26 protein-coding genes and 1 tRNA gene are annotated in these 23,694 nt (G+C 49.1%); 3 read left to right on the top strand and 24 right to left on the bottom strand.

Annotated features, from left to right (window positions below; translation table 11 throughout):
- Nucleotides 1-12: 12 nt before the first annotated feature.
- The 12 genes from NYR52_RS07425 to NYR52_RS07370 all read right to left on the bottom strand — a co-directional run bounded on the left by NYR52_RS07425 (nucleotide 13) and on the right by NYR52_RS07370 (nucleotide 8,500).
- Nucleotides 13-858 carry a menaquinone biosynthetic enzyme MqnA/MqnD family protein gene (locus NYR52_RS07425; protein WP_132220206.1) on the bottom strand — a complete coding sequence of 282 codons (846 nt, stop codon included), beginning with the start codon at nucleotides 856-858 and terminating at the stop codon, nucleotides 13-15.
- Complete coding sequence (locus NYR52_RS07420) at nucleotides 855-1,454, bottom strand: UbiX family flavin prenyltransferase (RefSeq protein ID WP_259436605.1); 600 nt, start codon at nucleotides 1,452-1,454, stop codon at nucleotides 855-857. The genes NYR52_RS07425 and NYR52_RS07420 overlap by 4 nt, the downstream gene beginning before the upstream one ends.
- A complete protein-coding gene (locus NYR52_RS07415; protein WP_132220204.1) occupies nucleotides 1,451-2,320 on the bottom strand; it encodes a UbiA-like polyprenyltransferase in 870 nt (289 codons plus the stop codon). Before NYR52_RS07415 ends, NYR52_RS07420 begins: the two co-directional genes overlap by 4 nt.
- Nucleotides 2,321-2,346: 26 nt before the next feature.
- The gene (locus NYR52_RS07410) at nucleotides 2,347-3,066 is read right to left on the bottom strand and encodes a demethylmenaquinone methyltransferase (RefSeq protein ID WP_132220203.1); all 720 of its coding nucleotides are present in this window, start codon (nucleotides 3,064-3,066) and stop codon (nucleotides 2,347-2,349) included.
- Nucleotides 3,067-3,100: 34 nt separating this feature from the next.
- Nucleotides 3,101-3,820 carry a heptaprenyl diphosphate synthase component 1 gene (locus NYR52_RS07405; protein WP_259436604.1) on the bottom strand — a complete coding sequence of 240 codons (720 nt, stop codon included), beginning with the start codon at nucleotides 3,818-3,820 and terminating at the stop codon, nucleotides 3,101-3,103.
- Between the two features lie 416 nt (nucleotides 3,821-4,236).
- Nucleotides 4,237-4,452: a trp RNA-binding attenuation protein MtrB gene (gene mtrB / locus NYR52_RS07400; protein WP_022738457.1), complete on the bottom strand. Its 216-nt coding sequence runs from the start codon at nucleotides 4,450-4,452 to the stop codon at nucleotides 4,237-4,239.
- A gap of 103 nt (nucleotides 4,453-4,555) precedes the next feature.
- A tRNA-Pro gene (locus NYR52_RS07395) sits at nucleotides 4,556-4,632 on the bottom strand.
- 78 nt (nucleotides 4,633-4,710) lie between these two features.
- Nucleotides 4,711-5,274, bottom strand: coding sequence for a GTP cyclohydrolase I FolE (gene folE, locus NYR52_RS07390; RefSeq protein ID WP_022738456.1), 564 nt, complete (start codon nucleotides 5,272-5,274; stop codon nucleotides 4,711-4,713).
- Nucleotides 5,275-5,430: 156 nt separating this feature from the next.
- Complete coding sequence (gene hbs, locus NYR52_RS07385; protein WP_022738455.1) at nucleotides 5,431-5,706, bottom strand: non-specific DNA-binding protein Hbs; 276 nt, start codon at nucleotides 5,704-5,706, stop codon at nucleotides 5,431-5,433.
- 173 nt (nucleotides 5,707-5,879) lie between these two features.
- Nucleotides 5,880-7,358 carry a stage IV sporulation protein A gene (spoIVA, locus tag NYR52_RS07380; protein WP_132220201.1) on the bottom strand — a complete coding sequence of 493 codons (1,479 nt, stop codon included), beginning with the start codon at nucleotides 7,356-7,358 and terminating at the stop codon, nucleotides 5,880-5,882.
- A gap of 152 nt (nucleotides 7,359-7,510) precedes the next feature.
- Nucleotides 7,511-7,675 (bottom strand): hypothetical protein, encoded by a 165-nt coding sequence (locus tag NYR52_RS07375; protein ID WP_022738452.1) that lies wholly within the window; start codon nucleotides 7,673-7,675, stop codon nucleotides 7,511-7,513.
- Nucleotides 7,676-7,765: 90 nt separating this feature from the next.
- Nucleotides 7,766-8,500, bottom strand: coding sequence for a YphF family lipoprotein (locus tag NYR52_RS07370; protein ID WP_259436603.1), 735 nt, complete (start codon nucleotides 8,498-8,500; stop codon nucleotides 7,766-7,768).
- A gap of 312 nt (nucleotides 8,501-8,812) precedes the next feature.
- Between NYR52_RS07370 and NYR52_RS07365 the strand changes: the two genes are divergently transcribed.
- Nucleotides 8,813-9,337 carry a hypothetical protein gene (locus NYR52_RS07365; RefSeq protein ID WP_132220199.1) on the top strand — a complete coding sequence of 175 codons (525 nt, stop codon included), beginning with the start codon at nucleotides 8,813-8,815 and terminating at the stop codon, nucleotides 9,335-9,337.
- Between the two features lie 159 nt (nucleotides 9,338-9,496).
- Here the strand turns inward: NYR52_RS07365 and NYR52_RS07360 are convergent, their stop codons facing one another.
- The 10 genes from NYR52_RS07360 to ypeB all read right to left on the bottom strand — a co-directional run bounded on the left by NYR52_RS07360 (nucleotide 9,497) and on the right by ypeB (nucleotide 18,575).
- Nucleotides 9,497-10,522 (bottom strand): NAD(P)H-dependent glycerol-3-phosphate dehydrogenase, encoded by a 1,026-nt coding sequence (locus tag NYR52_RS07360; RefSeq protein WP_259436602.1) that lies wholly within the window; start codon nucleotides 10,520-10,522, stop codon nucleotides 9,497-9,499.
- Nucleotides 10,523-10,544: 22 nt separating this feature from the next.
- Nucleotides 10,545-11,141: a glycerol-3-phosphate 1-O-acyltransferase PlsY gene (plsY, locus tag NYR52_RS07355; protein WP_132220197.1), complete on the bottom strand. Its 597-nt coding sequence runs from the start codon at nucleotides 11,139-11,141 to the stop codon at nucleotides 10,545-10,547.
- A 29-nt stretch (nucleotides 11,142-11,170) separates the two neighbouring features.
- Complete coding sequence (gene der, locus NYR52_RS07350; protein ID WP_259436601.1) at nucleotides 11,171-12,484, bottom strand: ribosome biogenesis GTPase Der; 1,314 nt, start codon at nucleotides 12,482-12,484, stop codon at nucleotides 11,171-11,173.
- Between the two features lie 90 nt (nucleotides 12,485-12,574).
- Entirely contained in the window at nucleotides 12,575-12,757 is a 183-nt protein-coding gene (locus NYR52_RS07345; protein ID WP_132220195.1) for a capping complex subunit for YIEGIA, read from the bottom strand.
- Nucleotides 12,754-13,662: a YIEGIA family protein gene (locus tag NYR52_RS07340; protein ID WP_132220194.1), complete on the bottom strand. Its 909-nt coding sequence runs from the start codon at nucleotides 13,660-13,662 to the stop codon at nucleotides 12,754-12,756. Before NYR52_RS07340 ends, NYR52_RS07345 begins: the two co-directional genes overlap by 4 nt.
- A 6-nt stretch (nucleotides 13,663-13,668) precedes the next feature.
- On the bottom strand, nucleotides 13,669-14,322 hold the full coding sequence (locus NYR52_RS07335) for a hypothetical protein (RefSeq protein ID WP_259436600.1): 654 nt from the start codon (nucleotides 14,320-14,322) through the stop codon (nucleotides 13,669-13,671).
- A 72-nt stretch (nucleotides 14,323-14,394) separates the two neighbouring features.
- Nucleotides 14,395-15,558, bottom strand: a complete 1,164-nt coding sequence (gene rpsA / locus NYR52_RS07330; protein WP_022738438.1) for a 30S ribosomal protein S1 — start codon at nucleotides 15,556-15,558, stop codon at nucleotides 14,395-14,397.
- Nucleotides 15,559-15,671: 113 nt separating this feature from the next.
- Nucleotides 15,672-16,262 carry a lysophospholipid acyltransferase family protein gene (locus NYR52_RS07325; RefSeq protein ID WP_259436599.1) on the bottom strand — a complete coding sequence of 197 codons (591 nt, stop codon included), beginning with the start codon at nucleotides 16,260-16,262 and terminating at the stop codon, nucleotides 15,672-15,674.
- A gap of 3 nt (nucleotides 16,263-16,265) precedes the next feature.
- Nucleotides 16,266-16,934, bottom strand: coding sequence for a (d)CMP kinase (gene cmk / locus NYR52_RS07320; protein ID WP_022738435.1), 669 nt, complete (start codon nucleotides 16,932-16,934; stop codon nucleotides 16,266-16,268).
- A 294-nt stretch (nucleotides 16,935-17,228) separates the two neighbouring features.
- Entirely contained in the window at nucleotides 17,229-18,575 is a 1,347-nt protein-coding gene (gene ypeB, locus NYR52_RS07315) for a germination protein YpeB (RefSeq protein WP_259436598.1), read from the bottom strand.
- Nucleotides 18,576-18,983: 408 nt separating this feature from the next.
- Between ypeB and NYR52_RS07310 the strand changes: the two genes are divergently transcribed.
- Nucleotides 18,984-19,955 (top strand): asparaginase, encoded by a 972-nt coding sequence (locus tag NYR52_RS07310; protein ID WP_259436597.1) that lies wholly within the window; start codon nucleotides 18,984-18,986, stop codon nucleotides 19,953-19,955.
- Between the two features lie 62 nt (nucleotides 19,956-20,017).
- Nucleotides 20,018-21,295: an NCS2 family permease gene (locus tag NYR52_RS07305; RefSeq protein WP_022738431.1), complete on the top strand. Its 1,278-nt coding sequence runs from the start codon at nucleotides 20,018-20,020 to the stop codon at nucleotides 21,293-21,295.
- A gap of 41 nt (nucleotides 21,296-21,336) precedes the next feature.
- Here the strand turns inward: NYR52_RS07305 and NYR52_RS07300 are convergent, their stop codons facing one another.
- Nucleotides 21,337-22,317: a YpdA family putative bacillithiol disulfide reductase gene (locus NYR52_RS07300; RefSeq protein ID WP_259436596.1), complete on the bottom strand. Its 981-nt coding sequence runs from the start codon at nucleotides 22,315-22,317 to the stop codon at nucleotides 21,337-21,339.
- A gap of 75 nt (nucleotides 22,318-22,392) precedes the next feature.
- Nucleotides 22,393-23,676, bottom strand: a complete 1,284-nt coding sequence (locus NYR52_RS07295; RefSeq protein WP_022738428.1) for a Glu/Leu/Phe/Val family dehydrogenase — start codon at nucleotides 23,674-23,676, stop codon at nucleotides 22,393-22,395.
- Between the last annotated feature and the right edge of the window lie 18 nt (nucleotides 23,677-23,694).

The following is a 23,694-nucleotide window of genomic DNA, read 5'->3' as shown; positions in this document are numbered from 1 at the left end:
ACTTCACCCTGATCAGCGCATGCCTAGACTCGCTGGTAAATCCAGCATGTGGATTTCCACATTGGATGGCAACAGTCCCAAGTCTGCAGCATAGCGGAAATAGGTTTGCAGTCCCCGCTTTTCCTTTTCGCCAAAATCGTAACAAAGGCCCTCAAAATATGCTTTCCAGAAAGCCACATCGCCTCCCAATTGACGCATGGCCTCCTCAATCGCGGGAGTCAAGTTCTTCCGACCTTCCGCTTTGGCTTGCATGAAACGCAGGTAAATCTCTTCCAAATCGTTTCGGCGCGATTCAGCGATGGCGCGCCTTACCGCCCAGACGGCGTAAGTCATGCTCAATCCCGTCTGCTTCATCCACTCTTCACCCAAATCATACATTCGGTATGCCGAACCGTTCCATTTGCCTTTTACTGCATCGTCGCCGATCAACAAAGCTGCATCGGCTACATTCATCATTTCTTCCAACGATGGGGCCATGGTGACATAATTTGGACGGACCCCTGCAAATTTCTCCAGGACGATTTTCAAAAGCGCCACAGAAGTAGCCGACGTATTGGTTAATGCAATGGTTTTTCCGTCCAAATCATGAAGTTGATCTCCTTTGGTAAACAGAAAAATGGAGCCAACAGGGCCCATCGCACTAATCGACAAATCGGGCATCAAAACATACTCATCAGCATGTTCGGCATAAGCAAATGCCGAGATAGGGCTCATGTCGATGTTTCCCGCCGCCATGTCGCGGTTAAGCAAACTGGGCACCTGGCGGATCCACTCCACATCAAGCCCCCGATCATCAAAATATTGATAGATCGGCAAGATATTGGTGAATGCGATCCTTCCGATTCGAATCGGTTTCATCGTCCACCCTCCCAACGTTGATACAATTGATGGTCAATCTTAAGCAGATCAAGCACTTTTCCGGCCACAAACCGCACCATATCCTCGATGGAGGAAGGCTGGTGATAAAATGCGGGCATCGCTGGCACGATGGAAACCCCGCATCGTGATAGTTTGAGCATGTTTTCCAAATGGATTGCAGACAGTGGCATCTCTCGCGGAACAATGATGAGCGGCTTGTTTTCCTTAATCATGACATCGGCGGCCCGCTCCAACAAATTGGATGACAGGCCGTGAGCCAGCTTGGCCAATGACGCCATGGAACAAGGAGCGACAATCATGCCGTCTGTCTGAAAGGAACCGGAAGCAATCGTCGCACCAATATCCTTCAATGGATGGTAGACGAGTGTGCCTGGCAGGTGTCCGTACCGTTTGGTAAAACAACGTTCCCGCTCCTGCACTTCCCATCCGTGCTCTTCCATCAACACTCTCCATCCCGCTTCAGATACGACGAGATGCACAGTATGCCCCTGCCTTAAACATTCCTCTAAGATGCATAATCCATACGGGGCGCCGCTTGCTCCGGTCATCCCCAAAATCAGGCGTTTGTGACTCATAAAAACACATCCAACATCGTAAATACAAAGATCAACACGCTCAACACACCGTTCATGGTGAAAAAAGCAGTATTTAAGCGAGACAAATCATTCGGCTTCACAATGGCATGCTCATACACCAAAATGGCAATAGCAATCAACGCCCCCACCGTATACCACGCGCCAAGTGAAGTCATATAGACGAGCGCTATCAAACCCACAGCGGTGCACACGTGCATCAATCCCGAAATCCACAACGCGGGCGCGATGCCAAATCTAGCGGGAATGGAGAACAACCGCTCCTCTCGGTCAAACTTCACATCTTGACAAGCGTAAATTACATCAAATCCCCCAATCCACAAAGCCACAGTGAGATATAGGACGATTGATGTCACATCGATTTGCGCCGTCGTCGCCACCCAGCCACCGATGGCTCCCAATGCACTTGACAGGCCGCAGAAAAAGTGGCATGTCCAAGTGAAGCGCTTGGTGTATGAATAAAACATCAGAAAAAACACAGCCAACGGCAAACATTTGACCGCCAGCATATTTAATTGGAATGCGGCAACAAACAACATAGCAAATGAAACGACGATAAACCCCCATACAAACGGGACAGAAACCAACCCTGCTGGAATGGCCCGATTTTTGGTGCGGGGGTTTTTCGCGTCGATATGTCGGTCAATCAAACGGTTCAAAGCCATTGCGGCACTGCGCGCGCCCACCATCGCCAATGTGATCCAACCAATTTCCGCCCAACTCGGAAGAACCCCGCGCACTTCCAAACTGCCAAGAACGGCTCCCATATAAGCGAAGGGCAGGGCAAATATGGTATGTTCAAACTTAATCATTTCTAATACAACTTTCAACTTATGCACCAAGTTCATCCTACCATCTTCCTTCGTTTCATCTCTCATTGGCCGGCTTTTCGCCCGACATGCAACGCCGTGATGCCACCTGTGAGCGGGTACACCTCGACTTCGTCCAACCCGACTTCTTCCCTCATGATCCGCGCCAGCTCCTCATAGTCAGGGAAATGGATCAAGGATTCCGGCAGCCAGCGGTACTGTTCATACCGATTGGCGAAGAGCTTGCCCAACCACGGCAAGATACGCTCGAAATAAAAGTAATACAACGCGCGAAACGGGGGCCAAGTCGGTTTGGACAACTCCAGCGATACGATTTGTCCCCCCGGTTTGACAACCCGTTTCATCTCTTTGAGCACCTGCACCACATCTGGCACGTTGCGAAGAGCGAACCCGATGGTAGCGTGGTCGAAGCTGTTGTCCGGAAACGGCAATTGCATCGCATCTCCCCGCACCAATTCAACCTGTTGCCTGAGCCCTTTTTCAGACAATTTCCGCTCCGCCACTTGCAACATATTGTCGCTAAAATCCAAGCCGACCACCCGACCCGTTTGCGAAGCGATTGCCAGCGATATCGTCCAATCCCCCGTGCCGCAACAGACGTCGATCGCCGTGTCGCCCGGTTTCACAGCCATTTTTTTCATGGCAAACTTGCGCCAACGCTTGTGCTGATAAAAGCTCAACAAGGTGTTCATGCGGTCATAATCTTTGGCGATGCTTTCAAAAACCTGCAAAACGAATTTCGCTTTCTCTGACTTATCCCTCATGGTCTTGTCCACTCCCTTTCACCGCTCAATTGCTTCAAGTGAAAGGCATTGCCTCTCTAATAAGAATGTTGAGCTCATCTTTAACAAGATCATCCTCCAGCTTGGCAGTGGCCTCGTTAAGGCGTTGCGAAGCGCTTTGAACCCACGCGATCTCGGCCTCCGTATCACACGAGGCACCGCTGTCCTTGATGTAGCGGAGCACCATCAATTCCTTCACAATGTCACGCCACGGCGTTGGCTCGGGCTGATCCGCATGAAAAAAATCGGCTAGCGCCATCAAAAGACCACCCGATATTTCCCGCATCTGCTCCCATTCTTCCACCTTTGAAGCGAACGTTTCTTGTGCCATGTGAAAAGTCATTTTCTTCTCGTTCATTCGGCCAATCTCTTCCAACAGAAAGGCTAACCCCTCCGTCTCTTGATGCTTGGCCAGCTGTTGGTAAAAGATGCTGCTGAAATAATCTCCAGACAGAACATATAATTGCTGTTTGCGATGCGCGTCAGGTTCGGGCTGCGAATCGACCGTGACACGATCATGCATCACTTGCCCCATATCGAGCAAGGTGACCGCAAATGCATAGATCTGCGCCCGTTCTTCAGGCACATGCAATGATTTTAACATCAATTGCAAAACGCGCACAAAAAAAACAGGGATCGTGGGTCTCCCAATGATTTGTTTCAGATACGAAGGCGTGGACAAACCATCAATCGCATCGATGATCCAGTTCAATTCTTCTTTATGTATGGACGACATGCAAACGTTCCCCCAAAAACCATAAAGTTCAGGCACTGCGAATAGTATACCATACTTTTAATCGGGATAGATGTTTCCATTGTTTTCCCTATTCTCTAATTGTTTGCTGAAAAAACGTTGACTGTGGTCAACTTTTCCAGTCTCCTTTTGCACCAAAGCCCCGCCGGCGCCCAGCGGTGGCTTTACCGACACGCGACCGTTTTTTTGCTTCGATCAGTGCTCCAAGTGCAGTTTAGACCGTAGACAAGCAACCGCAGTCGATGCACATTGTCGTCCTGTTTGAACCACGAGGCGTGCGAAGACGCGACACCATCGACGTGGCCGACACGCGGAAGCGCCAACATCCGCACAACATGCATACACGTTTCTTCCCTCCCTTTATCATCTTTGCAAAAGGAAGAGAAGACAGAGGCTCCTTAGTCCGTATCCACGGAGCCAAAAGGCGTGATAATCGTCGCCTTGCCACGCACCTTTACAGCCGATGTATGTTCGGTAAATTGCGCGACCATGACTTCGCCTTTATCAAGTTTCTCTGAATGATGAAAACGAGTGTCCTTCCCTCGGGTAAGACCGATGACGTTGACACCGTTTTCTTTCGCTTTGATCAATATATAGTCAGCGGATCCATTCATCCTTTATCCCTCCTCTTCCTATTCTATCCGTCATGATAGTTTAACATGGAACTTTGCGCTTAATGCAATAAAAAAGACCCTTCCATGAGGAAGGGTCTTTATATGGTCGGGCTAGCCAGATTTGAACTGACGACCTCTTGCGCCCCATGCAAGCGCGCTACCAAGCTGCGCCATAGCCCGATAACTATGTGATTGCGCATCGACAAGTATTAGTATATTGCACGCTTGCATATGTGTCAAGGATCTTTTTTATTTTTTTTATTTTAATCCAATCAAGCTGAGCGCCTCTGCTCTGGCTGCCGAATCTTCAGCAAACACGCCGCGCACCGCCGATGTGATCGTTTTGGATCCCGGTTTTTTTACACCCCGCATAGTCATGCACATATGCTCCGCTTCCACGACGACGATCACCCCGTGCGGGTCCAATTTTTCCATGATTGAATCAGCTACCGTAGCTGTAATCCGCTCTTGCAATTGCGGGCGTCTGGCTACCGTTTCAAGCGCTCTCGCCAATTTGCTCAATCCTGTGACCCGTCCTCCACGCGGTATGTAGCCTACATGCGCTTTGCCGAAGAAAGGAACCAAATGGTGCTCACAAGTGGAGAAGAAGGGGATGTCTTTGACAAGCACCAGCTCTTCATGATCTTCTCCAAACACGACTGAAAAATGCTCTTTGGGATCTTCGTTCAAACCCGAAAAAATTTCAGCATACATGCGTGCCACACGGGCCGGTGTATCTAATAAACCTTCGCGGTTTGGGTCTTCGCCGATCGCTTCCAAAATCATGCGCACCGCGTCCTCAATTTTGCGATGATCGATCATTGTTGTTCCTCCATCCAAATAACATCTGCTCAGTTATATTCTCAACAACTGTAAACAGCTATATTATATCACAATCCCCAAGCGAAAAAAGAAAAAGGAAAAAGGCCTCAGTTTAGAGGCCTTTTTAGCAGGTCATTCTTATGTACTTCGTCCTGCTTATTTGTTTACTTCTTCTTTCAGCTGCTTACCTGGTTTGAATACAGGTGCTTTGGTTGCAGGAATATCGATTTCTTCACCTGTTTGCGGGTTGCGACCTTTGCGAGCCGCACGCTCACGCACTTCGAAGTTACCAAAGCCAATGAGTTGTACTTTGTCACCTGTGCGCAGAGCTTCAGTGATCGCTTCAAATACAGCTTCAACAGATTTTGCAGCGTCTTTTTTCGTCATTTCAGTAGCTTCTGCCACTTTATTGATTAGTTCGGTCTTATTCATAACCGCACCTCCTAAAACATCCACAGCTATCGCTTTAAGCGATCCGCGAAAGAAGATTCTTTGCGCGGGACAATCCTATACTAATATAGACTTATGGGAAGTTCAAGTGAATCTTTGCGATTTCTCTGTTTGGAAACAAAAAAAGCGCTTTTTCAGCGCTTATGGTCGAACATTTACAAGATTATGGCGATCAATCCGCCCGATCCTTCGTTGATGATCCGTTCCAGTGTTTCTTGCAGTTTATACCGCGCGTTCTCCGGCATCATCGCCAATTTAGCTTGGATGCTCTCCCGAACGACTTGGTTGAGTGAACGGCCGAAAATATCTGTTTCCCAAATGCTGTTAGGATCTTGTTCAAAATCGCGCATCAGGTAGTTTAAGAGCTCCTCGCTCTGTCTTTCTGAGCCGATGATAGGCGCAAACTCAGAATGCACATTGACGCGAATCATATGGATGGACGGTGCCGTCGCCTTAAGCCTTACGCCAAACCGGCTCCCCTGTTTGATCAACTCCGGCTCATCCAGGGTCATCTCTTCCAAAGCAGGCGGCGCCACGCCATAGCCCGTTGTGCGCACCATCTTAATTGCATCCGCCACTTTGTCGTATTCCCGCTTGGCGATGCTGAATTCTTGCATCAATTCCAACAAGTGATCTTTGCCGCGGATTTCAACGCCCACCACATCTTGCAACACCCGGTCATACAAAGCGTCTGGCGCGTACAAATCGATTTCGGCGATCCCTTGCCCCATATCCATCCCGGATAAAGCTGCTTTTTCAATGAATTCGTAATCGTAAAATTGGCCGACTACCCGATCCACATCACGCAAGCGCTTGATATCTTTCACCGTCTCCCGTACGGAATTTTCGAAGTCCCGCCGCAACCAATGCTCTTCATCTAACACCATGACCCAGCTGGGCAGGTTGACGTTCACTTCATGAACCGGGAATTCATACAACACTTCTCGCATGATGCTGAGGATGTCTTCTTCGCTCATCGTCGCCACGCTGACAGGCAAAACAGGAATATCGTATTTCTCCGCCAGTTCTGCCCGCAGCTGTTGCGCCTGTTCGCCGTAGGGACGGGTCGAGTTCAACAACAAAATGAACGGTTTGCCCACTTCTTTCAATTCATTGATCACGCGCTCTTCCACTTCTTGATAAGATTCGCGCGGTATATCGGTGATTGAGCCGTCCGTGGTGATGACGATCCCCACGGTGGAGTGTTCTTGGATCACCTTTCTTGTGCCCACTTCTGCCGCTTCCTGAAACGGTATCGGCTCTTCAAACCAAGGCGTGCTAATCATGCGCGGTCCGTTTTCATCTTCATAGCCTTTGGCGCCATCAATCGCGTAACCGACACAATCAACCAGCCGGATATTAACGTCCAACCCCTCATCTACGTGTATTTGGACCGCTTGGTTTGGCACGAATTTGGGTTCGATCGTTGTGATCGTTTTCCCCGCGCCGCTGTGAGGCAGTTCATCTGTTGCCCGCGTACGGTCGGCTTCATTCTCAATGTTGGGAATCACTACCTGTTCCATGAACCGTTTGATAAATGTCGATTTACCGGTGCGCACCGCACCGACCACACCCAGGTAGATGTCTCCTCCTGTCCGTTCTGCAATATCTTTCAAGATATCTACTTTCTCCACGAAAGTCCCTCCTTCAAAATCGCCCTCTTTTCTGGATCTGTCGCCGGTGCGAAGGCTATCCCCCCTCCGGACCCTTCCTTTGACACTACTAATATATGAATGCCTTTTCCCAATATGAATCTTTGCCTAAAAAAATAGAGCCGCCGAGGGAGTTATCCCGTTTCGGTTCTTTTTTTCACCTTCCCACGCACAGGAGAAGGCTTGCCTTTCACTAGCACCGTCCGCGTCCGGAAGCCTGCCACCTTGACTGATCCTGTAAGATGGCCCAACAAGAAAATGCCTGGTATGACAATGAGATGAAACCATAAACTCGCCATGGTTTGATTCCACCCCTTCCACACACTTGTCATTCCATAAATATGTGGCTACAGGTCAGAAATTCATGAAAAGAAAAAATCGCCCTAGCTTCAAGGCGATTTTTTCTCTGTTCCTTCACTTGGAACAATTAATTCTGGCATATTTTTATTCATTTTCATCATTGGTGAATATCCTGGTACAAAATAGGAGTCCTGTGCCAGCCATACCCGCAGATCTTCCTCCGCTGACGGCTTTTCTTTGGCTTGTTGCCATTTTTTCATCACTTCGCTACGGTAATCCAGATAGACCCGCCCTTGTTCATCCATGATCAAGTCCAGCATTGTGTCCGGAGTGTACGGACTGGGCACTTGCACGCTATCCAGATTTAACTGCTCCAAATCAACCTTGTAAAAACCAGGGCTCACGGCTTCACCTCGTGGATATTTCCCCTTTTTCGCTTTAAATGAATTAACAGCCAATTGCACTTTGTCCACGGCATCGTGGGTACGCAGATCAAATAGGCGAACCAAAGGTTTGGTATCCACATTGGTCATCACATAAATAAAATACCCGCCTTTCTCGAACGCCGACGGTGGAATATCCCCCAAATACCCTTGTATCTGCATAAAGTCCACCTGGTAATGCGTCGAGTATTTCACATCGTCTTGGCTGTATTTATACGGCAACATTTTTTGCTGCTTCAAATAGGTATCCACCGCCGCCTGAACGCGTGCAAGATGCTGATCCAGCTTGTCCCATTCTTGTCTTCGTTCTTGCGGATACAGGCACCCCGTCAACAGCGTGCAAAACAGCAAGAGGATTGCCAAGCCACTGCAGCGTCGCATTTCCATTCCTCCATCACATGAACATTCTCAGGATAAACAGCAGAGCTGCAATCAATAAAATCAATGAGACAGACGACAAAATCCATCTCACCCAAACTCTTTTTTGCTGTCTGCCCAACGTCATCAATAAATTAATCAGAACCAATAAAAATAAACTCACACCCAATTCCATTTCTTTTCCACCCCTTGTCTTCATCATAACAGTATAGCAAATCCACATCTGCCTACCAAGCAGTCGGGCAGGTGCCCTGCTTCACCGACGGGCACCTGCATACGATAAATAGACACTAGCCTGAAATGGAGGATTTCCCTATGAGCGCCAAAAAGAAAAAGAAACCGCAAAGTCATAAAAAAACTGCCAAGAAACAGACAAAACCAAACAACACCTTGGTTAAACCGCTTGAAGAAACCATGCCTCCCCTTGTCTTTCCCCAACTGAGTTCGGCAAGCATCGCCCGCATTTTGAGCGGATTTATGAAGTTCCGCTCCACCGTCAAAGATTTGAGCCAATCCATCCAGCGGGTAGAAAGCGTGATGGATCATGCTTATCAAATGTTTGAAATCGCCACCAAAATGATGGCCCATGCCAAACAACGCGGTGGATTTCCGGCACTGCCTGGCGAGAAGCGTCCCCCATCCACCTTAGACCAAGATATTCCGGTGATCAATCTCCCCTTTGACGATGATCCGTCACACGGGTCACCAGGGCAACAGCCCCCCTTCCAATTGGGCAACATCTTGAGCTTATTGCAATCGCCGCTCATTCAACGCTTTATCGCAAGCCTTTTTCGCCCGTCACAACCGACCGCAGCCAGTTACAAAAAACGAGAGGGGTAATGCTCAATCAGCATTACCCCTCTCTTTCGTGACCAATCCCTTTCACCTGCACACATCCCTGACCCCGATTCTTGTGCTCAAGTTTATGGATATTGGTTGAAGCTATTACAGAGTATGAAGCAAGCAAATACCTTGCAACAGGGAAAGCGCCCAAAATGGCTACCAGCCGCCGATAATTTCTTCCAGCTCCTGCGTGCGCCCCCGTCCCATCAGCTCTTTTACGGCTTGTTCCGGGTCTTTGTCTGCGAACAGCACAGCATACAACTGCTCTGCGATCGGCATTTCCACCTGGTACCGTTCTTTGAGCACGTACGCAGCTTTGGTGGTACGGACGCCTTCAACGACCATGCCCATGGTAGCAAGCACCTCATCCAACCTTTTGCCTTGGCTGATCATGTGGCCGGCTCGCCAGTTACGACTGTGGCTACTGGTGCAAGTCACCACCAAGTCGCCCACGCCAGCCAGTCCGACAAAAGTGATCGGCTCAGCGCCCATCGCGTGACCCAACCGGGCGATCTCCGCCAATCCCCGAGTCAGCAAAGCCGCTTTGGCGTTGTCACCAAAGCCCAATCCGTCAACGAGTCCCGCAGACAGGGCGATGATATTTTTCAAGGCGCCCCCCACTTCCACCCCGATCACATCAGGATTGGTATACACTCGAAAATACGAGTTCATAAACAGCATCTGCGCCTGTTCGGCCGCTTGTGCCGACTGCGAGGCGACGACGACAGTCGTGGGGCAACGGCGAATCACTTCTTCGGCGTGGCTGGGTCCGGACAACACCGTAATGCGTTCCGCGTGGCTTGCACCCAACTCCTCCGCCAGCACTTCAGACATCCGTTTCAACGAGTCGATTTCAAATCCTTTGGCCGCATGGATGACGAGCGCGTCAGCCTCTATCCAACGACGCGCTTCACGGGCAATCTCCCTCATGGAATGCGAAGGAACCACAAATAGTACCGCCTTTTTGCCCTTTAGCGCTTCGGACAACGAAGAGGTGGCCCGCAAGTTTTCTGGCAATTTCACATCCGGCAAATATTTGCGGTTGGTGTGCGCTTGATCGATTTCCTGCGCCTGCTCCTCACGCCTCGCCCACAATGTCACATCATGGCCGTTGTCGGCCAACACCGCAGCGAGAACCGTACCCCAGCTCCCCGCTCCAAGTACAGCAACTCTACCTTTCATGTGATTTCTCCCTTGTATCAATCTAAATCTTGCGTTCGTTTCCCTTAAACAGATTGATTACATTTTGTTTATGTCTCCACAGCGCCATCACAGACACGATCAACATCAACCACACCACAGCCGTGGGATAATCCAACAGCCACATCATCACGGGAACGATGGAGGTGTACACCAGCGATCCGACTGATACATACCGTGTAAACAAGATAAACAAGATAGCACAGACCCCGGCGACGACAGCTGCAGTGAAGCCGATGAGGCACGTCACTCCTACCGTCGTGGCAATGCCTTTTCCACCGCGGAATCCCAAAAAGACTGGCCAGTTATGTCCAATGATGGCGGCAATCCCGCACACCATCATCACCAATTTCACATCCGGGCTGTTGCCAGCCATCCAGTAACCAAAGCCGACCGCGGCCATCCCTTTGAGCGCGTCCAGCAAAAAGACTATCAAGGCTGGCCCTTTCCCCAGCACGCGCGACGTATTCGTAGCTCCCGCATTGCCGCTACCGTAGTCACGAATATCAACGCCCTTGAGCCATTTGGTCAACAAATAACTAAAACTTATAGAACCCAACAAGTAAGAAATGACAATCGGTATCCCCCATGTTTGTAGCATTATTGCCCTCTCCCCGTCTCTCAGTTTCTTTAGCTTTTCTTTCGCAGCAAGATTCTAAGTGGCGTCCCTTTAAACGGAAACGCTTGCCGCAACTGGTTTTCGAGATAGCGCAAGTAGCTGAAATGCGAAAGTTCCGGGTCATTGACAAACAAGATGAAGGTAGGTGGTTTCACCGTCGCCTGGGTCACATAGCGAACCCGGAATCGGCGACCCCGATCCGATGGAGGCGGTGTTGTCACCATGGCGTCCTGAATCACTTGGTTGAGCACCGACGTGGGCACGCGCATTGCGTGTTGTTCAGCCACTTCATTCACTTCAGGCAACACCGTATGAATACGGCGTTTCGTTTTAGCGGAAACAAACAGGATCGGCGCGTAGTGCATAAACTGGAATTCTTCACGAATCCGCCGCTTGAAGCGGTCCATGGTTTTTTCATCTTTTTCGACCGCATCCCATTTGTTCACCACGAAGATGGCAGCTCTTCCCGCCTCATGCGCATAACCGGCAATTTTCTTATCCTGCTCCGCGATCCCCCGTTCGCCGTCGATCACGATTAAGCACACATCCGAGCGCTCAATGGCGCGCAATGCACGGATCACACTGTATTTCTCAATCGATTCGTACACTTTTCCCCGTTTGCGAATCCCGGCCGTATCGATGAGGACATATTTTTGTCCTTCATATTCAAACGGAGTGTCAACAGCATCCCGCGTGGTTCCCGCAACAGGGCTGACAATGACCCTCTCTTCTCCCAGCAACGCATTGACAAGTGAAGATTTCCCAACGTTGGGGCGGCCGATAAGGGACACTTTGATGGTGTCTTCTTCATACTCCTCTTCTTCCCTGTCAGGAAAATGTTCCACTACAGCATCCAGCATATCGCCTGTTCCGGTTCCATGCAAGGAAGACACCGGAATCACATGCTCAAAACCCAATTGGTAAAACTCAAACACATTCTCGGTGTATTTGATGTCATCCACCTTGTTTACCATCAGAATCACTGGTTTGTTGGTGCGGTGTAAAAACCTGGCCACCTCTTCATCTGTGGTAGTGACGCCATCGCGGGCATCGGCGACAAACAAAATCACATCCGCTTCATCAAGGGCCAATTCCACCTGATTGCGAATATGATCCATAATCTCATCGGTGTCTCCAAACTCAATGCCGCCTGTATCAATTAAGTGAAACTCACGCCCATTCCATTCACTGCGAGAATAAATCCGATCTCTGGTAATGCCTGGCTGGTCTTCCACAATCGCGATGCGTTCCCCCGCCAAGCGGTTGAAAATCGTCGACTTTCCCACATTCGGTCGTCCAACTATCGCTACTACAGGTAAGCTCATACAACATCCTCACTTTTCGCATATTCCCATATATAAGTATAAGACATACCTAATCTTAACTGAACATTGATTCTTTAAGCAACCAGCATCTTAGTGTTTCACGATAATCTTCGTATCCTGGTCAATCTCATGCACCATCGCATCCAAAATTTTTTCTAGCAGAAACGCTTTTTGCTCCAGCTCTTCCAAGGAGTCAGCCGCAAAGATGGGAGCCCCTCCTGCCACTTTGTCGCGCTGCGTGGTGATGACCGCCAATATTTTCCCTTTGCTCATGCGCTTTCCCACCTTTTTCTCAATTCCTTGGGCATTTTGCTCGGTTTGCGAATGGCACTCTCTAAGACAGGTACATTTTTAACGATCTCAACAGCTCGTTCCACGTCTTTCTCTTGCGGCAACAAGAGGATACCCAGCCGCCCGTCTTTCAAATCCCGTTTGGCCAACGGGGTAAGCGCCGGCTCTCCCGTGTCACGATACACGCCCAAAATGGTGGACACATCATGCAAAATCGCCTGCCTTTGCCCCACATTGCCAATCGTGACCCGTCCGCTTGCCTGGCGCGGTGTGATCAGGATGCCGATCCCATTCTCCAAGATGCGTTTACGGTTGTCCTCCAACCCAATATTCATCAAATAGATATCCTGCACGTACAGGCTGGCCCCTTCAATCCGGAGCGGTGCGACCTCTACTTCGGCGATGTCATAAATCACTTTACCCGACATAAGAAACCCGCTCAAAAAAAGAATCGCCAAACCGACCAGCGCCCCAACCCACCAATAATGGAAAATGACGACACTAAGCGAAGTAAGAAAAGCAGCGAAGATGACGATATAATTTCTTCCTTCAAAAACCATGGCAATGCCTTCAATATAATTTTTTCCTCTGGGCACCAATTCCAGTTCATCCAAATTGGTCAACATTTGTCGTTCCATGTTGCGAACATCACGAAATTGTTGCGCGGCTACCGTCAAAAATGTGATCGCCGTGTAATCCTTTTGCATCAGAGCTGGAACAGCCACCGCGCCAAGGGCGGCAGCAATCAGACCCAAGGCCAGATGGATCACATGGCCGTGCGGGTAGGTCGGATATTGGCGATAATCACTCTCCAACATCCGAATTCTTGTTACGAAACCAGCCACCACCCCCCATACCACGGCCAAGGTGTAAAGAGATAAGTTCATTTCACTTCACTCTTCCTTTCGTAGAGGAATCCGCATCCACTTCTCATGAATGTTGGCGGCAAACACTCTTAACCGGCGCCATCCCAACATCACCACCAACGAAAGCCATACCGTATCCAAAAACTCACCTGACCCCCAGATTAGCGGCATCAACATCTCACGGTGAAAAGACGCGATCCACACATGCAACATCATACTTCCACAAAGGAGGCAAGCCACATGCTCTTTGACACTTCGGGAAAACAAGCCGCCAATACCCACGAACACTGCAACGCAGAATAAGCGGAACAGAGGATCAGCCCAATCGGTGGCGACCCGGGCATATTCATGCCACAAGAAAAGCGCTGTTCCCGAAAACACTCCGAAACTGATCGTTACCGTTGCCCTGGACAAGCAAAGCCGGCCAAGCGTGATAGCCAGCCCGATCAGCAACACAACAGCCCCTGGGTGAATCCACCACGCCTCCTTCATGGCAAGAGGCGGACTAGAAGTCAGCCACCAAGCGGTTACGGCCAATCCGTATGCCCATTTGCGGGGCCAATCCGTTTCCAGCCATCCCGCCCAATACAAGATAATCAAAATGAGCAAACACAATTGTGCCAAAATGCCGGGAGCCATTTTCCGATTTCCTCCAGACACATGGGTTTTTTTTAGTGTCACTCTGCTACCACCTTTTTAAGCAAAAAAAGAACCAGCCAAAATCTGGCTGGTTCTGATGGAAGCTGATTGTTATTATTTCAAATTGCGCAACTCGGGATACATGTCACCCAACGTTACGTTCAATCCGCTGGCCGGTTGTTCTTGTTGTTGTTGCTCCATTACTTCTTTTACTTCTTTGCGCTCCTCTTCCACCTCAACATCTTTAATGCTCAAGCTGATGCGCTTTTGTTCTGGAGCCATTTCAAGCACTTTCACTTGTACCTCTTGGCCTTCCTCCAACACTTCAGCTGGGGTAGCCACATGGCGACGGGAAATTTGAGATACGTGAACAAGCCCTTCTACGCCTGGGAACACTTCTACGAAAGCACCGAAGGAAACCAAGCGTTTTACAGTACCTTTAACCACATCGCCGGCAGAGAGTTCTTTGGCCACTTTTTCCCATGGGCCTTCCTCGGTTTCTTTAATGCTCAAGCTGATGCGCTCTTGTTCGCGATTTACTTTGAGCACTTTCACCTTCACCTTGTCGCCTTCTTTTAACATATCTGCCGGATGTTCAACGCGATGCCAAGCCAATTCGGATACGTGAACCAAGCCATCCACTCCGCCGATGTCGACAAACGCGCCGAAATCGGTCAGGCGTTGAACGGTTCCTTCCAGTACTTGCCCTTCTTCCAAAGAAGCGAGCACAGCTTCTTTTTTGCGGTTCAGCTCTTCTTCCAACACCGCTTTGTGGGACAAGATGCATTTGTTTTTCTCAGCGTCCAGCTCAATTACTTTCAATGAAAGCTCACGGCCTTTGTAGTCGCTGAAATCTTCCACGAAATGCAATTCAACATGGGAAGCCGGAATGAAGCCACGCACACCAACATCAACAACCAAGCCGCCTTTGACGATATCGGCTACAGTCGCTGTGATTACCTCGCCGCTTTCAAATTTGCGTTGCAACTCTTCCCAGGACTTTTCAGCATCGACGGCTTTTTTGGAAACAATCAATTTATCTTCGTCTTCCTTGATGCGGATTACTTTCACATCCAGCTCGTCGTCAACATTCAAAACATCAGCTACTTTATCCACATGCAAACTAGATAATTCTGAAATTGGCAGGATTGCTTCCGATTTGTAACCAATGTCCACCAACGCTTGATTTTGTTCTACGCTAACAACTTTCCCTTTCACTACATCTCCTACTTGGAATGTAGCAACTTCAGTCAATTCAGATTTCATCTCTTCTGCCATGAACATGCCCTCCTCATTCTCCACACTGTCATAAAAATATCTAAATCAAATTATATGAAGGAAAGATCTGGATGAAAAAGGTGAGCGCAATTCACCTTTTTCATACGATCTAATTATCTATGATGATCAATCATTTGTTTAATCCGCAACATGACCAACTCAGTGAGTTCGTTCGCAGCATCGGTTCCAGCTTTGCCTTCCGAGAACGCCACCGTGTCGATCGGCTCCCCGATGATCACTTTGGTCTGGCGAAACAAACGGTATGGACCAATGATCGCCACAGGGATCATGGGCGCTTTGCCTTTTATAGCGATCAGCGCAGCTCCGACGTGGGCTTTTCCGAGTTCACCCGATTTGGAGCGGGTTCCTTCAGGAAAAATCCCCAACACGTGTCCATTTCGAAGTAGCCGGATCGCATGCTTAACCGCTCCGCTGTCGCCTCCGCCCCGCTTCACCGGGAAAGCATTTAATTTTGTAATGATTTTACCGATGATCGGAATACGGAACAACTCTTCTTTGGCCATGAAATGGATTTCGCGCGTGTCGATGAATCCGCCAACCACCGGCGGATCAAGATTACTGATATGATTGGCGCAGATGACGGCGGGCCCTTGTGACGGAACATGCTCCTTTCCAATCACTTTTACCCGGAACAACATGCGCAACAGGTGTTGTGCGATACTGCGGATCTTCGTATAGAACATATCTTACTCCCCACCGCCTAATTTGTGACGGCAAAGTTGCATAATGCTTTCAACAATTTCATCGATCGAGAGATGCGTTGTGTCGATAAGCACAGCATCTTTGGCCTGTTTAAGCGGAGCATGCTTACGCGTGCGGTCGTTTTCATCGCGGCGCCGGATCTCTTCCCTCAGCCCGTCCAAGTCCACGTCCGCCCCTCTGGCTTTTAACTCTTTGTACCGTCGGAGGGCACGTTCTTCAATGGTGGCGGTTAAAAACACTTTCACATCTGCTTCCGGCAAAACATGTGTGCCAATATCCCGCCCATCCATCACTACGCTCTGACGTGCGGCAATATCCCGCTGCTTATTCACAAGGATGCGGCGCACCCCTGGCATTTTCGCGATGGCCGACGCCAAGCTCGAAATTTCTTGGGTTCGGATCTCTTCTTTCAGCAATTGTCCGTTAACCATGACCCCTTGAGGATGAAGGGAAAAGTGAAGCTGTTCCGCCAACTGGGTGACCGCTTCTTCGTCAAACACATTTAAATTCTCCTGGAGCGCTTTCCAAGCGATGGCTCGGTACATAGCCCCGGTGTCGACATAAGACAACCCAAGGCGACCTGCAACCCGACGAGCCACCGTACTTTTGCCGGCTCCAGCCGGTCCATCAATCGCTACTTGCAACTGTTTCATCTACCTAACAAATCCTCCCTAAGTCGGGATGAAAAACAACCGAGCAGGGTGCGCCTGCTCGATTGGAGATACTTATTCGATTTAAATCGACGCCAAGTAAATCCCTATCGAAATCTTCGACCCCAACAGCCTATCTACTATGTATTTCTTTTTGACAAATCTATCAGGATCCCATAATTGGTGCCATGGTTCATAGAGTAAAGAAATCCTGTTTAAAGAATAACATAATTTTGTCACACATGCAATGAAAACAATTAAATGAGCCGATTGTATTATATCGGCCCATTTAAAATATTAAATTCGATTTCCATTTGCTTTCTCTATCCGATCGACATATTCTTCTTCGCCTGTATCGGCATTGATAAACAACCGGTATTGTTCTCCGTTAATTGTCCCCAAAAATTCATGGCACAGAACTTGGCGACCGTTGCGGTCGTAGATCACAGCCAGATTGTTTTTGGTCAGTTTCAGATGGGGATTTACTTGCTTCCGCGCTTGGGTTGCGCTTAATTTCGGTTTGCGTTTGGACCAATCCATCTTATTGAAAACATATTCATCTGCTTGCAAACCCATGACTTCTCCATTATCCAATGCCACTTTTACAGCCAGTGACTCGGGGTAGATGTACACGTCACCCTCTTTATGAACAAAATTAAACGAGGCGATGTTGGATACTTCGTCATAAGAAATCGGAGTCATGTTTTTATAACCAATCCGATTGAGGAAGCGAGTTGCCCGGGTTAACGCTTGATCCAAGGTCAACCGTTTTTTCGTGACAGGCCGGTCAAACACCATCCATACGATATGACCGTCAATGGTCGTCAGATCTGTGTACACTTCTGTCTTATTGCGTCCCTCATATCTGACGCTGTAAGTAGGATAATCCCCTTTTTTGTTTCGGGTCACATGCATCCCTTTGGTGGATTCGCGTCCAAACGCATAAGCGACTCGCTGTTTGGCTTGCTCCGGCGTGATCAGTTTCCCTTTTAACTGCTTCACCCGTTCCCGCTGGCGAATTTCCATATTGTTGACTGACGGACCCCAATCCACTTCCGGAAATTCCTGCACCACTTGATTCACTTTTTTAAACCCGTCGATGATGGTATTATCCATCTTCTTATCTTCTGAAGCCACCGCCAAATCCACGTCCATCCAACGCAGGTTCCGGTTGATCACTTTGCTCTGCAACGCTGCCATATCATCACGGATATGTTTTGCTTGCTGGTATAGATCACTCAATGTCTTCCATTCTTTGTCGCTGAGCGGCTCCTTATCCAAATCCCGAATGCCTACTTCATAGGCGAAATTTCCAACGCGAGACAAAAATTTTTCCGCTGAATCAAACGGCATCAACGTCAATGGCAATTGACCGATATCACTTTGTGCCGCATACGCCAGACGCCACACGTTGGTCATGGCCGTGCTCAATTGACGCCGCGAATTAAGAGCGATCGATTTCCCCAATTCTCCTTGCAATCGATCCATGCGGTCATTCAAATCATGAAATGCACGTTGGTATTGGTTTTCCGCTTTAATCAACACGGAATTTTTGTCTTGATGCTCCATATAACCCCATGCGGCTGCGGCGATAAAGGCGACAGCCACAATCGGCAATAAGATTGCTGCCATTCGTTTGTACATGACATCACGTCTCCTTTGTTGTCATGCGTTCTTCTAAGATTCTTTTGGTAGTCTGAACGATGTGCAAACGAAATATGCAAGCGCCACAAAAAAACGGAAGCCCTCGTTCAGACTTCCGCTTTTACAATCTTTCCCTTTCTATTTGAAAATCGTCGTCATTGTTGCACAGGCAACGCTTAAAACCCGTTTCTAACTTGCCTTTTTTCATTCGTCCCTTTAGAATGAAACGTTCACCGCATTGATTGCAATTGATGGTCACCACATATTTTTCATTTTCGCTCATCATGTATCACCGCCCTCTTCTCTCCCTATTATTGACATGGGATGATGGGTTCCATACGATAGAAAATGGCATCCTAAAATAGAAAGGTGGAAAAGGATTGTCATCATGCCGACAGTCTGCCATATATGAATAATAAAGTGATTGTCATTACCACTGGTGGGACGATCGCCATGAGCGAGAACATGGAGTCGCAAGGGGTTAAACCGCAGGATCCCCAAGCCTTACAAAGCGCCCTGCCGTTATTGAACCAATACGCAAAAGTGGAAATGGATCATCTTTTCAACAAGCCGAGCCCCCACATCACCCCGGCGGATATGTTCCTGATTGCAGAACGCGTGAAAGAACATCTGAACCGAGGTGCGAAGGGGATCGTGATCACGCATGGAACCGACACGTTGGAAGAAACGGCTTATTTCTTGGATTTGGTTCTCGACACTGACAGGCCCGTGATCGTTACCGGGGCCATGCGTAGCTCCAATGAACTGGGGGCAGATGGGCCTGTGAATATGGTCAACTCCGTTCGCGTGGCCGCACACGAACAATCGCTGGAACGTGGCGTGATGGTCGTCTTCAATGACGAAATTCACACTGCCCGGGATGTCACCAAAACCCACACCAGCAATGTGGCCACCTTCCAATCACCCGGGTTGGGCCCGGTCGGCTTGGTAACCAAAAAGGATATTCGCTTTTTCCGAGATTCGGTAAAAGAGCCCCGCTTCCCTCTTGCAATGCCTTCACACCAAGTCGCTTTGATCAAAGTGGCGGCTGGCATGGATGACAGCCTGATAGCATGGGCGGTAGAGCGCGGATTTGACGGTATCGTGTTGGAAGCGCTGGGTCAGGGAAACTTGCCTCCCACCATGTTGCCTGGCCTAAAACGCGCGCTGGCCAGCAAGATTCCCGTCGTGCTGGTGTCCCGTTGCTTCAATGGCTCGGTGCAGGACACGTATGAATATGAAGGAGGCGGGAAACAACTAAAAGAGCTTGGTTTGATCTTCTCCAACGGCATCAATGGCCAAAAAGCGCGGATCAAACTGATGCTCGCCTTGTCAAAAACAAAAGACGCAACCGAATTACAAAGCTATTTTCAGTATTGATTTATAGTGCGCTCAATCAGAGCGTGGGTGGGCGAGGGAGCATTAGCAAAGAAGGAAGGAAATTGAAAGGATTACATTCGATTTTTCGGTTAGCATCACACAACACATCTATTCGCACAGAATTTTTGGCCGGCTTAACTACCTTTTTCACCATCAGTTACATCATCATCGTCAACAGCTCTATCATCTCCGAGACGGGGATCCCATTTGAAGCAGCTCTTTTGGGAACCATCTTCACTTCATGCCTCAGTTGCCTGCTGATGGGATTGTGGGCCAACGCCCCCATTATTATTGTACCGGGCATGGGGGTGAACGCGTTTTTCACATTTACCATGGTGCATGAGATGGGCCTCTCTTGGCAGGAGGCGCTAACCGCGGTAACCCTCTCTGGCATGCTGTTTACCATCATCACCTTTACTCCGCTGGCCACTTGGTTGAGCTCAGCGGTACCAACCGCCTTGAAAAAGGGGATGACCGTAGGCATCGGCTTGCTCATCACCTTTATCGGATTACAAAAAGGTGGATTAATCATCAGCAATGAACAAACGTTCGTCAGTTTCGGCAATCTCCATCAACCCAAGGTGTGGATCACGCTGTTTAGCCTTGCACTGTTGATCATTCTCTTTGTGCGCAAGGTACAAGGCGCGTTTTTGATCACACTGGTGTTGGCGACGGTGGTCGCGTTAATCGCCGACCCTTCAATCGCCCAGGGAGAACCAGCTCCTCTATCACTTGAACAGTATGTTCCTTTGCTAGGCAACTTCGCCTTGGCAGGATTGGGCAAACTCACTTTCTGGGTGGCAACATTCACGCTAACTATGATCCTCGTGTTTGAAAATATGGGATTGTTGCAAGGACTGTTAACTGACAAACAAAAGTTTCCAGCCGCTTTTCAAGCCAGTGCCCTATCCAACATCATGGCTGGGCTACTGGGAACGAGCGCGACCATCTGCGCCTTGGAAAGCGCAACTGGCACCCAATCAGGGGGGAGAACGGGCTTGACCACCATTACGGCGGGCGGTCTTTTCTTGCTCTCGCTGATCCTCATTCCCTATCTGAAATGGATTCCAGAAAGTGCGGTGGCTGCCATCATGATTGTGGTTGGCGGATTGATGATGCAAGAGGTGCAAGCGATTCCGTTCGGTGATTTTACGGAGGGGTTGCCGGCTTTCATCACTTTTGCATTCATCCCGTTCACCTACAGCATTCCCACCGGCATCGCGTTTGGTTTCATCACCTACGCTATTTTAAAAATCGCGGCCAAACGGACGAGGGAAGTGCCGATCTCATTTTTTATCATCGCCTTGTTATTCATGATTCAACTAGGTTTGCACGGATAAAGAAAAAAAGCGATTTCCGGCTCTCGGAATCGCTTTTTCGCTTATATGCGGGCCACCTTCCGTTTGTCTCGGATGTGGCGCGCGATGGAACGCCCATGGTAACGTCCATTCTCGATAAACACCTTGGTTGCATCATGCCCTGTGGCAATCACTCCGGCCAAGTACAACCCGGGCACCGTCGTTTCCATATCGTCAGACAGCACCGGTACCCCCGTCTCTTGATCGATTTGTCCTCCCAATCTCTCCACAAAAGTCAGGTTAGGCCTGTACCCGGTCATCGCAAACACCGCATCCGCCTTGATTTCCTTCCGTACACCTTTTTCTTCAACCACCACCGCATCTGGAGTGATTTCACGCACTTCCGTTTCCCAATGCATATGGATGCGTTCTTTTTCGATGGCCGCCTCGATCAAGGGTCTCACCCACGCCTTGACGCTGTCGTGAAAGGCGCTTTTGCGGTAAACCATATGAACGTGCGCTCCCACTTGATGTAAATCCAATGCCACATCAATCGCTGAGTTACGTCCGCCAATCACCACCACCCGTTCCCGCGCATAAGGATGGGCATCGTGAAAATAATGCTTTACATGGGGCAGATCTTCACCTGGAATATTCAACATATGTGGATTGTCATAATACCCGGTGGCCAACACGACATTTTCCGCTTCATATATGCCACGCCCATCCCGCTTGGACGTAATTACGCGAAATCCGTTTTCTATCCGCTCGATCTCCACCACTTTTTCGTATGTGTTCAGTTCCAAGTGATGCTTCTTGACCACGGTCCGAAAGTATGCCAGCGCTTCATGCCGGGTCGGTTTTTCATTGACTGTCGTAAATGGGATACCCCCGATTTCCAAATTGTCGGCCGAGCTAAAAAAAGTCATCGACAGCGGATAATGATATATTGAATTCACCAAACAACCTTTCTCAATGATCAATGGATTCAAGCCCACTTTTTTCAACTCAATCGCGGCTGAAAGCCCACAAGGGCCCGCACCCACCACAATTACATCAAACATACTGTCACCTCCAACGATGCAAAAGAAGAACACCCCTTCACTCAAGGGTGTTCTCCTCACCACTTCCTTATTATACTATACCCAACCGCGGAAACGTGATGCTTCCGCCATTTTTCTCACACCCACCATATACGCGGCAAGACGCATGTCCACTTTGCGGGTTTGAGCGGTATTATATACGTTTTCAAACGCACGCACCATAATGTCTTCCAATTTTTGTTCCACTTCTTCGTCAGACCAGTAGTATCCTTGGTTATTTTGCACCCACTCAAAATATGAAACGGTCACGCCACCAGCGCTGGCCAATACGTCCGGCACCAACAAGATGTCACGCTCATGAAGGATTTTGGTCGCTTCCAACGTGGTCGGTCCATTAGCCGCTTCGACAACAATGTCAGCTTTGATTCGATCAGCGTTTTTAGCGGTAATCTGATTTTCAACCGCTGCCGGAACCAGGATGTCGCAATCGAGTTCCAACAACTCTTGGTTGGTGATGGTGTCTTTAAACAATTTGGTGACGGTTCCAAAAGAATCTCTGCGATCAAGCAAGTAGTCGATGTCCAAGCCATTCGGATCATGCAAGGCACCGTAAGCATCAGAAATACCAATCACTTTGGCTCCCGCATCATGCATGAACTTCGCCAAGAAACTACCGGCATTACCGAATCCTTGAATAACGACGCGTGCACCTTCAATGCTGAGGCCGCGTTTTTTCGCTGCTTCGCGGATCATCAGGGTGACACCTTTGGCCGTAGCCGTTTCACGACCGCGAGAACCGCCCAACACCAATGGTTTACCAGTGATGAATCCCGGAGAGTCAAATTCGCGGATACGGCTGTATTCATCCATCATCCACGCCATGATTTGCGAGTTGGTGAACACGTCCGGAGCAGGAATGTCTTTCGTCGGCCCTACAATTTGGCTGATCGCACGCACATAGCCGCGAGACAAGCGTTCCAGCTCACGGAAAGACATGTTCCGCGGATCACAGATGATACCACCTTTTCCTCCGCCGTAAGGGAGGTCGACAATGCCCGCTTTCAAACTCATCCAAATTGATAGCGCTTTCACTTCTGATTCAGTTACATCTGGATGAAAGCGCACTCCACCCTTGGTTGGACCTACGGCATCATTATGTTGAGCGCGATATCCCGTAAACACTTTCACAGTGCCGTCATCCATGCGGACGGGAATCCGGACGGTTAATACACGCATAGGTTCCTTTAACAATTCGTACACAGCCTCTGGATAACCCAGCTTATCCAACGCTTGATGAATCACAGTTTGCGTGGATACTAAGACATCCATATTTTCACGCTGTTCCTCTTGACGACCTGCAGCAACAGACTGTTGTTCCATCCTGACCACCTCAGAATT

The organism is Laceyella sacchari (genome assembly GCF_024927925.1).
In the GTDB taxonomy this organism is placed as follows: domain Bacteria; phylum Bacillota; class Bacilli; order Thermoactinomycetales; family Thermoactinomycetaceae; genus Laceyella; species Laceyella sacchari.
The sequence above is the reverse complement of the archived record's forward strand: the minus strand, read 5'-3'. Positions and strand labels throughout refer to the sequence as shown.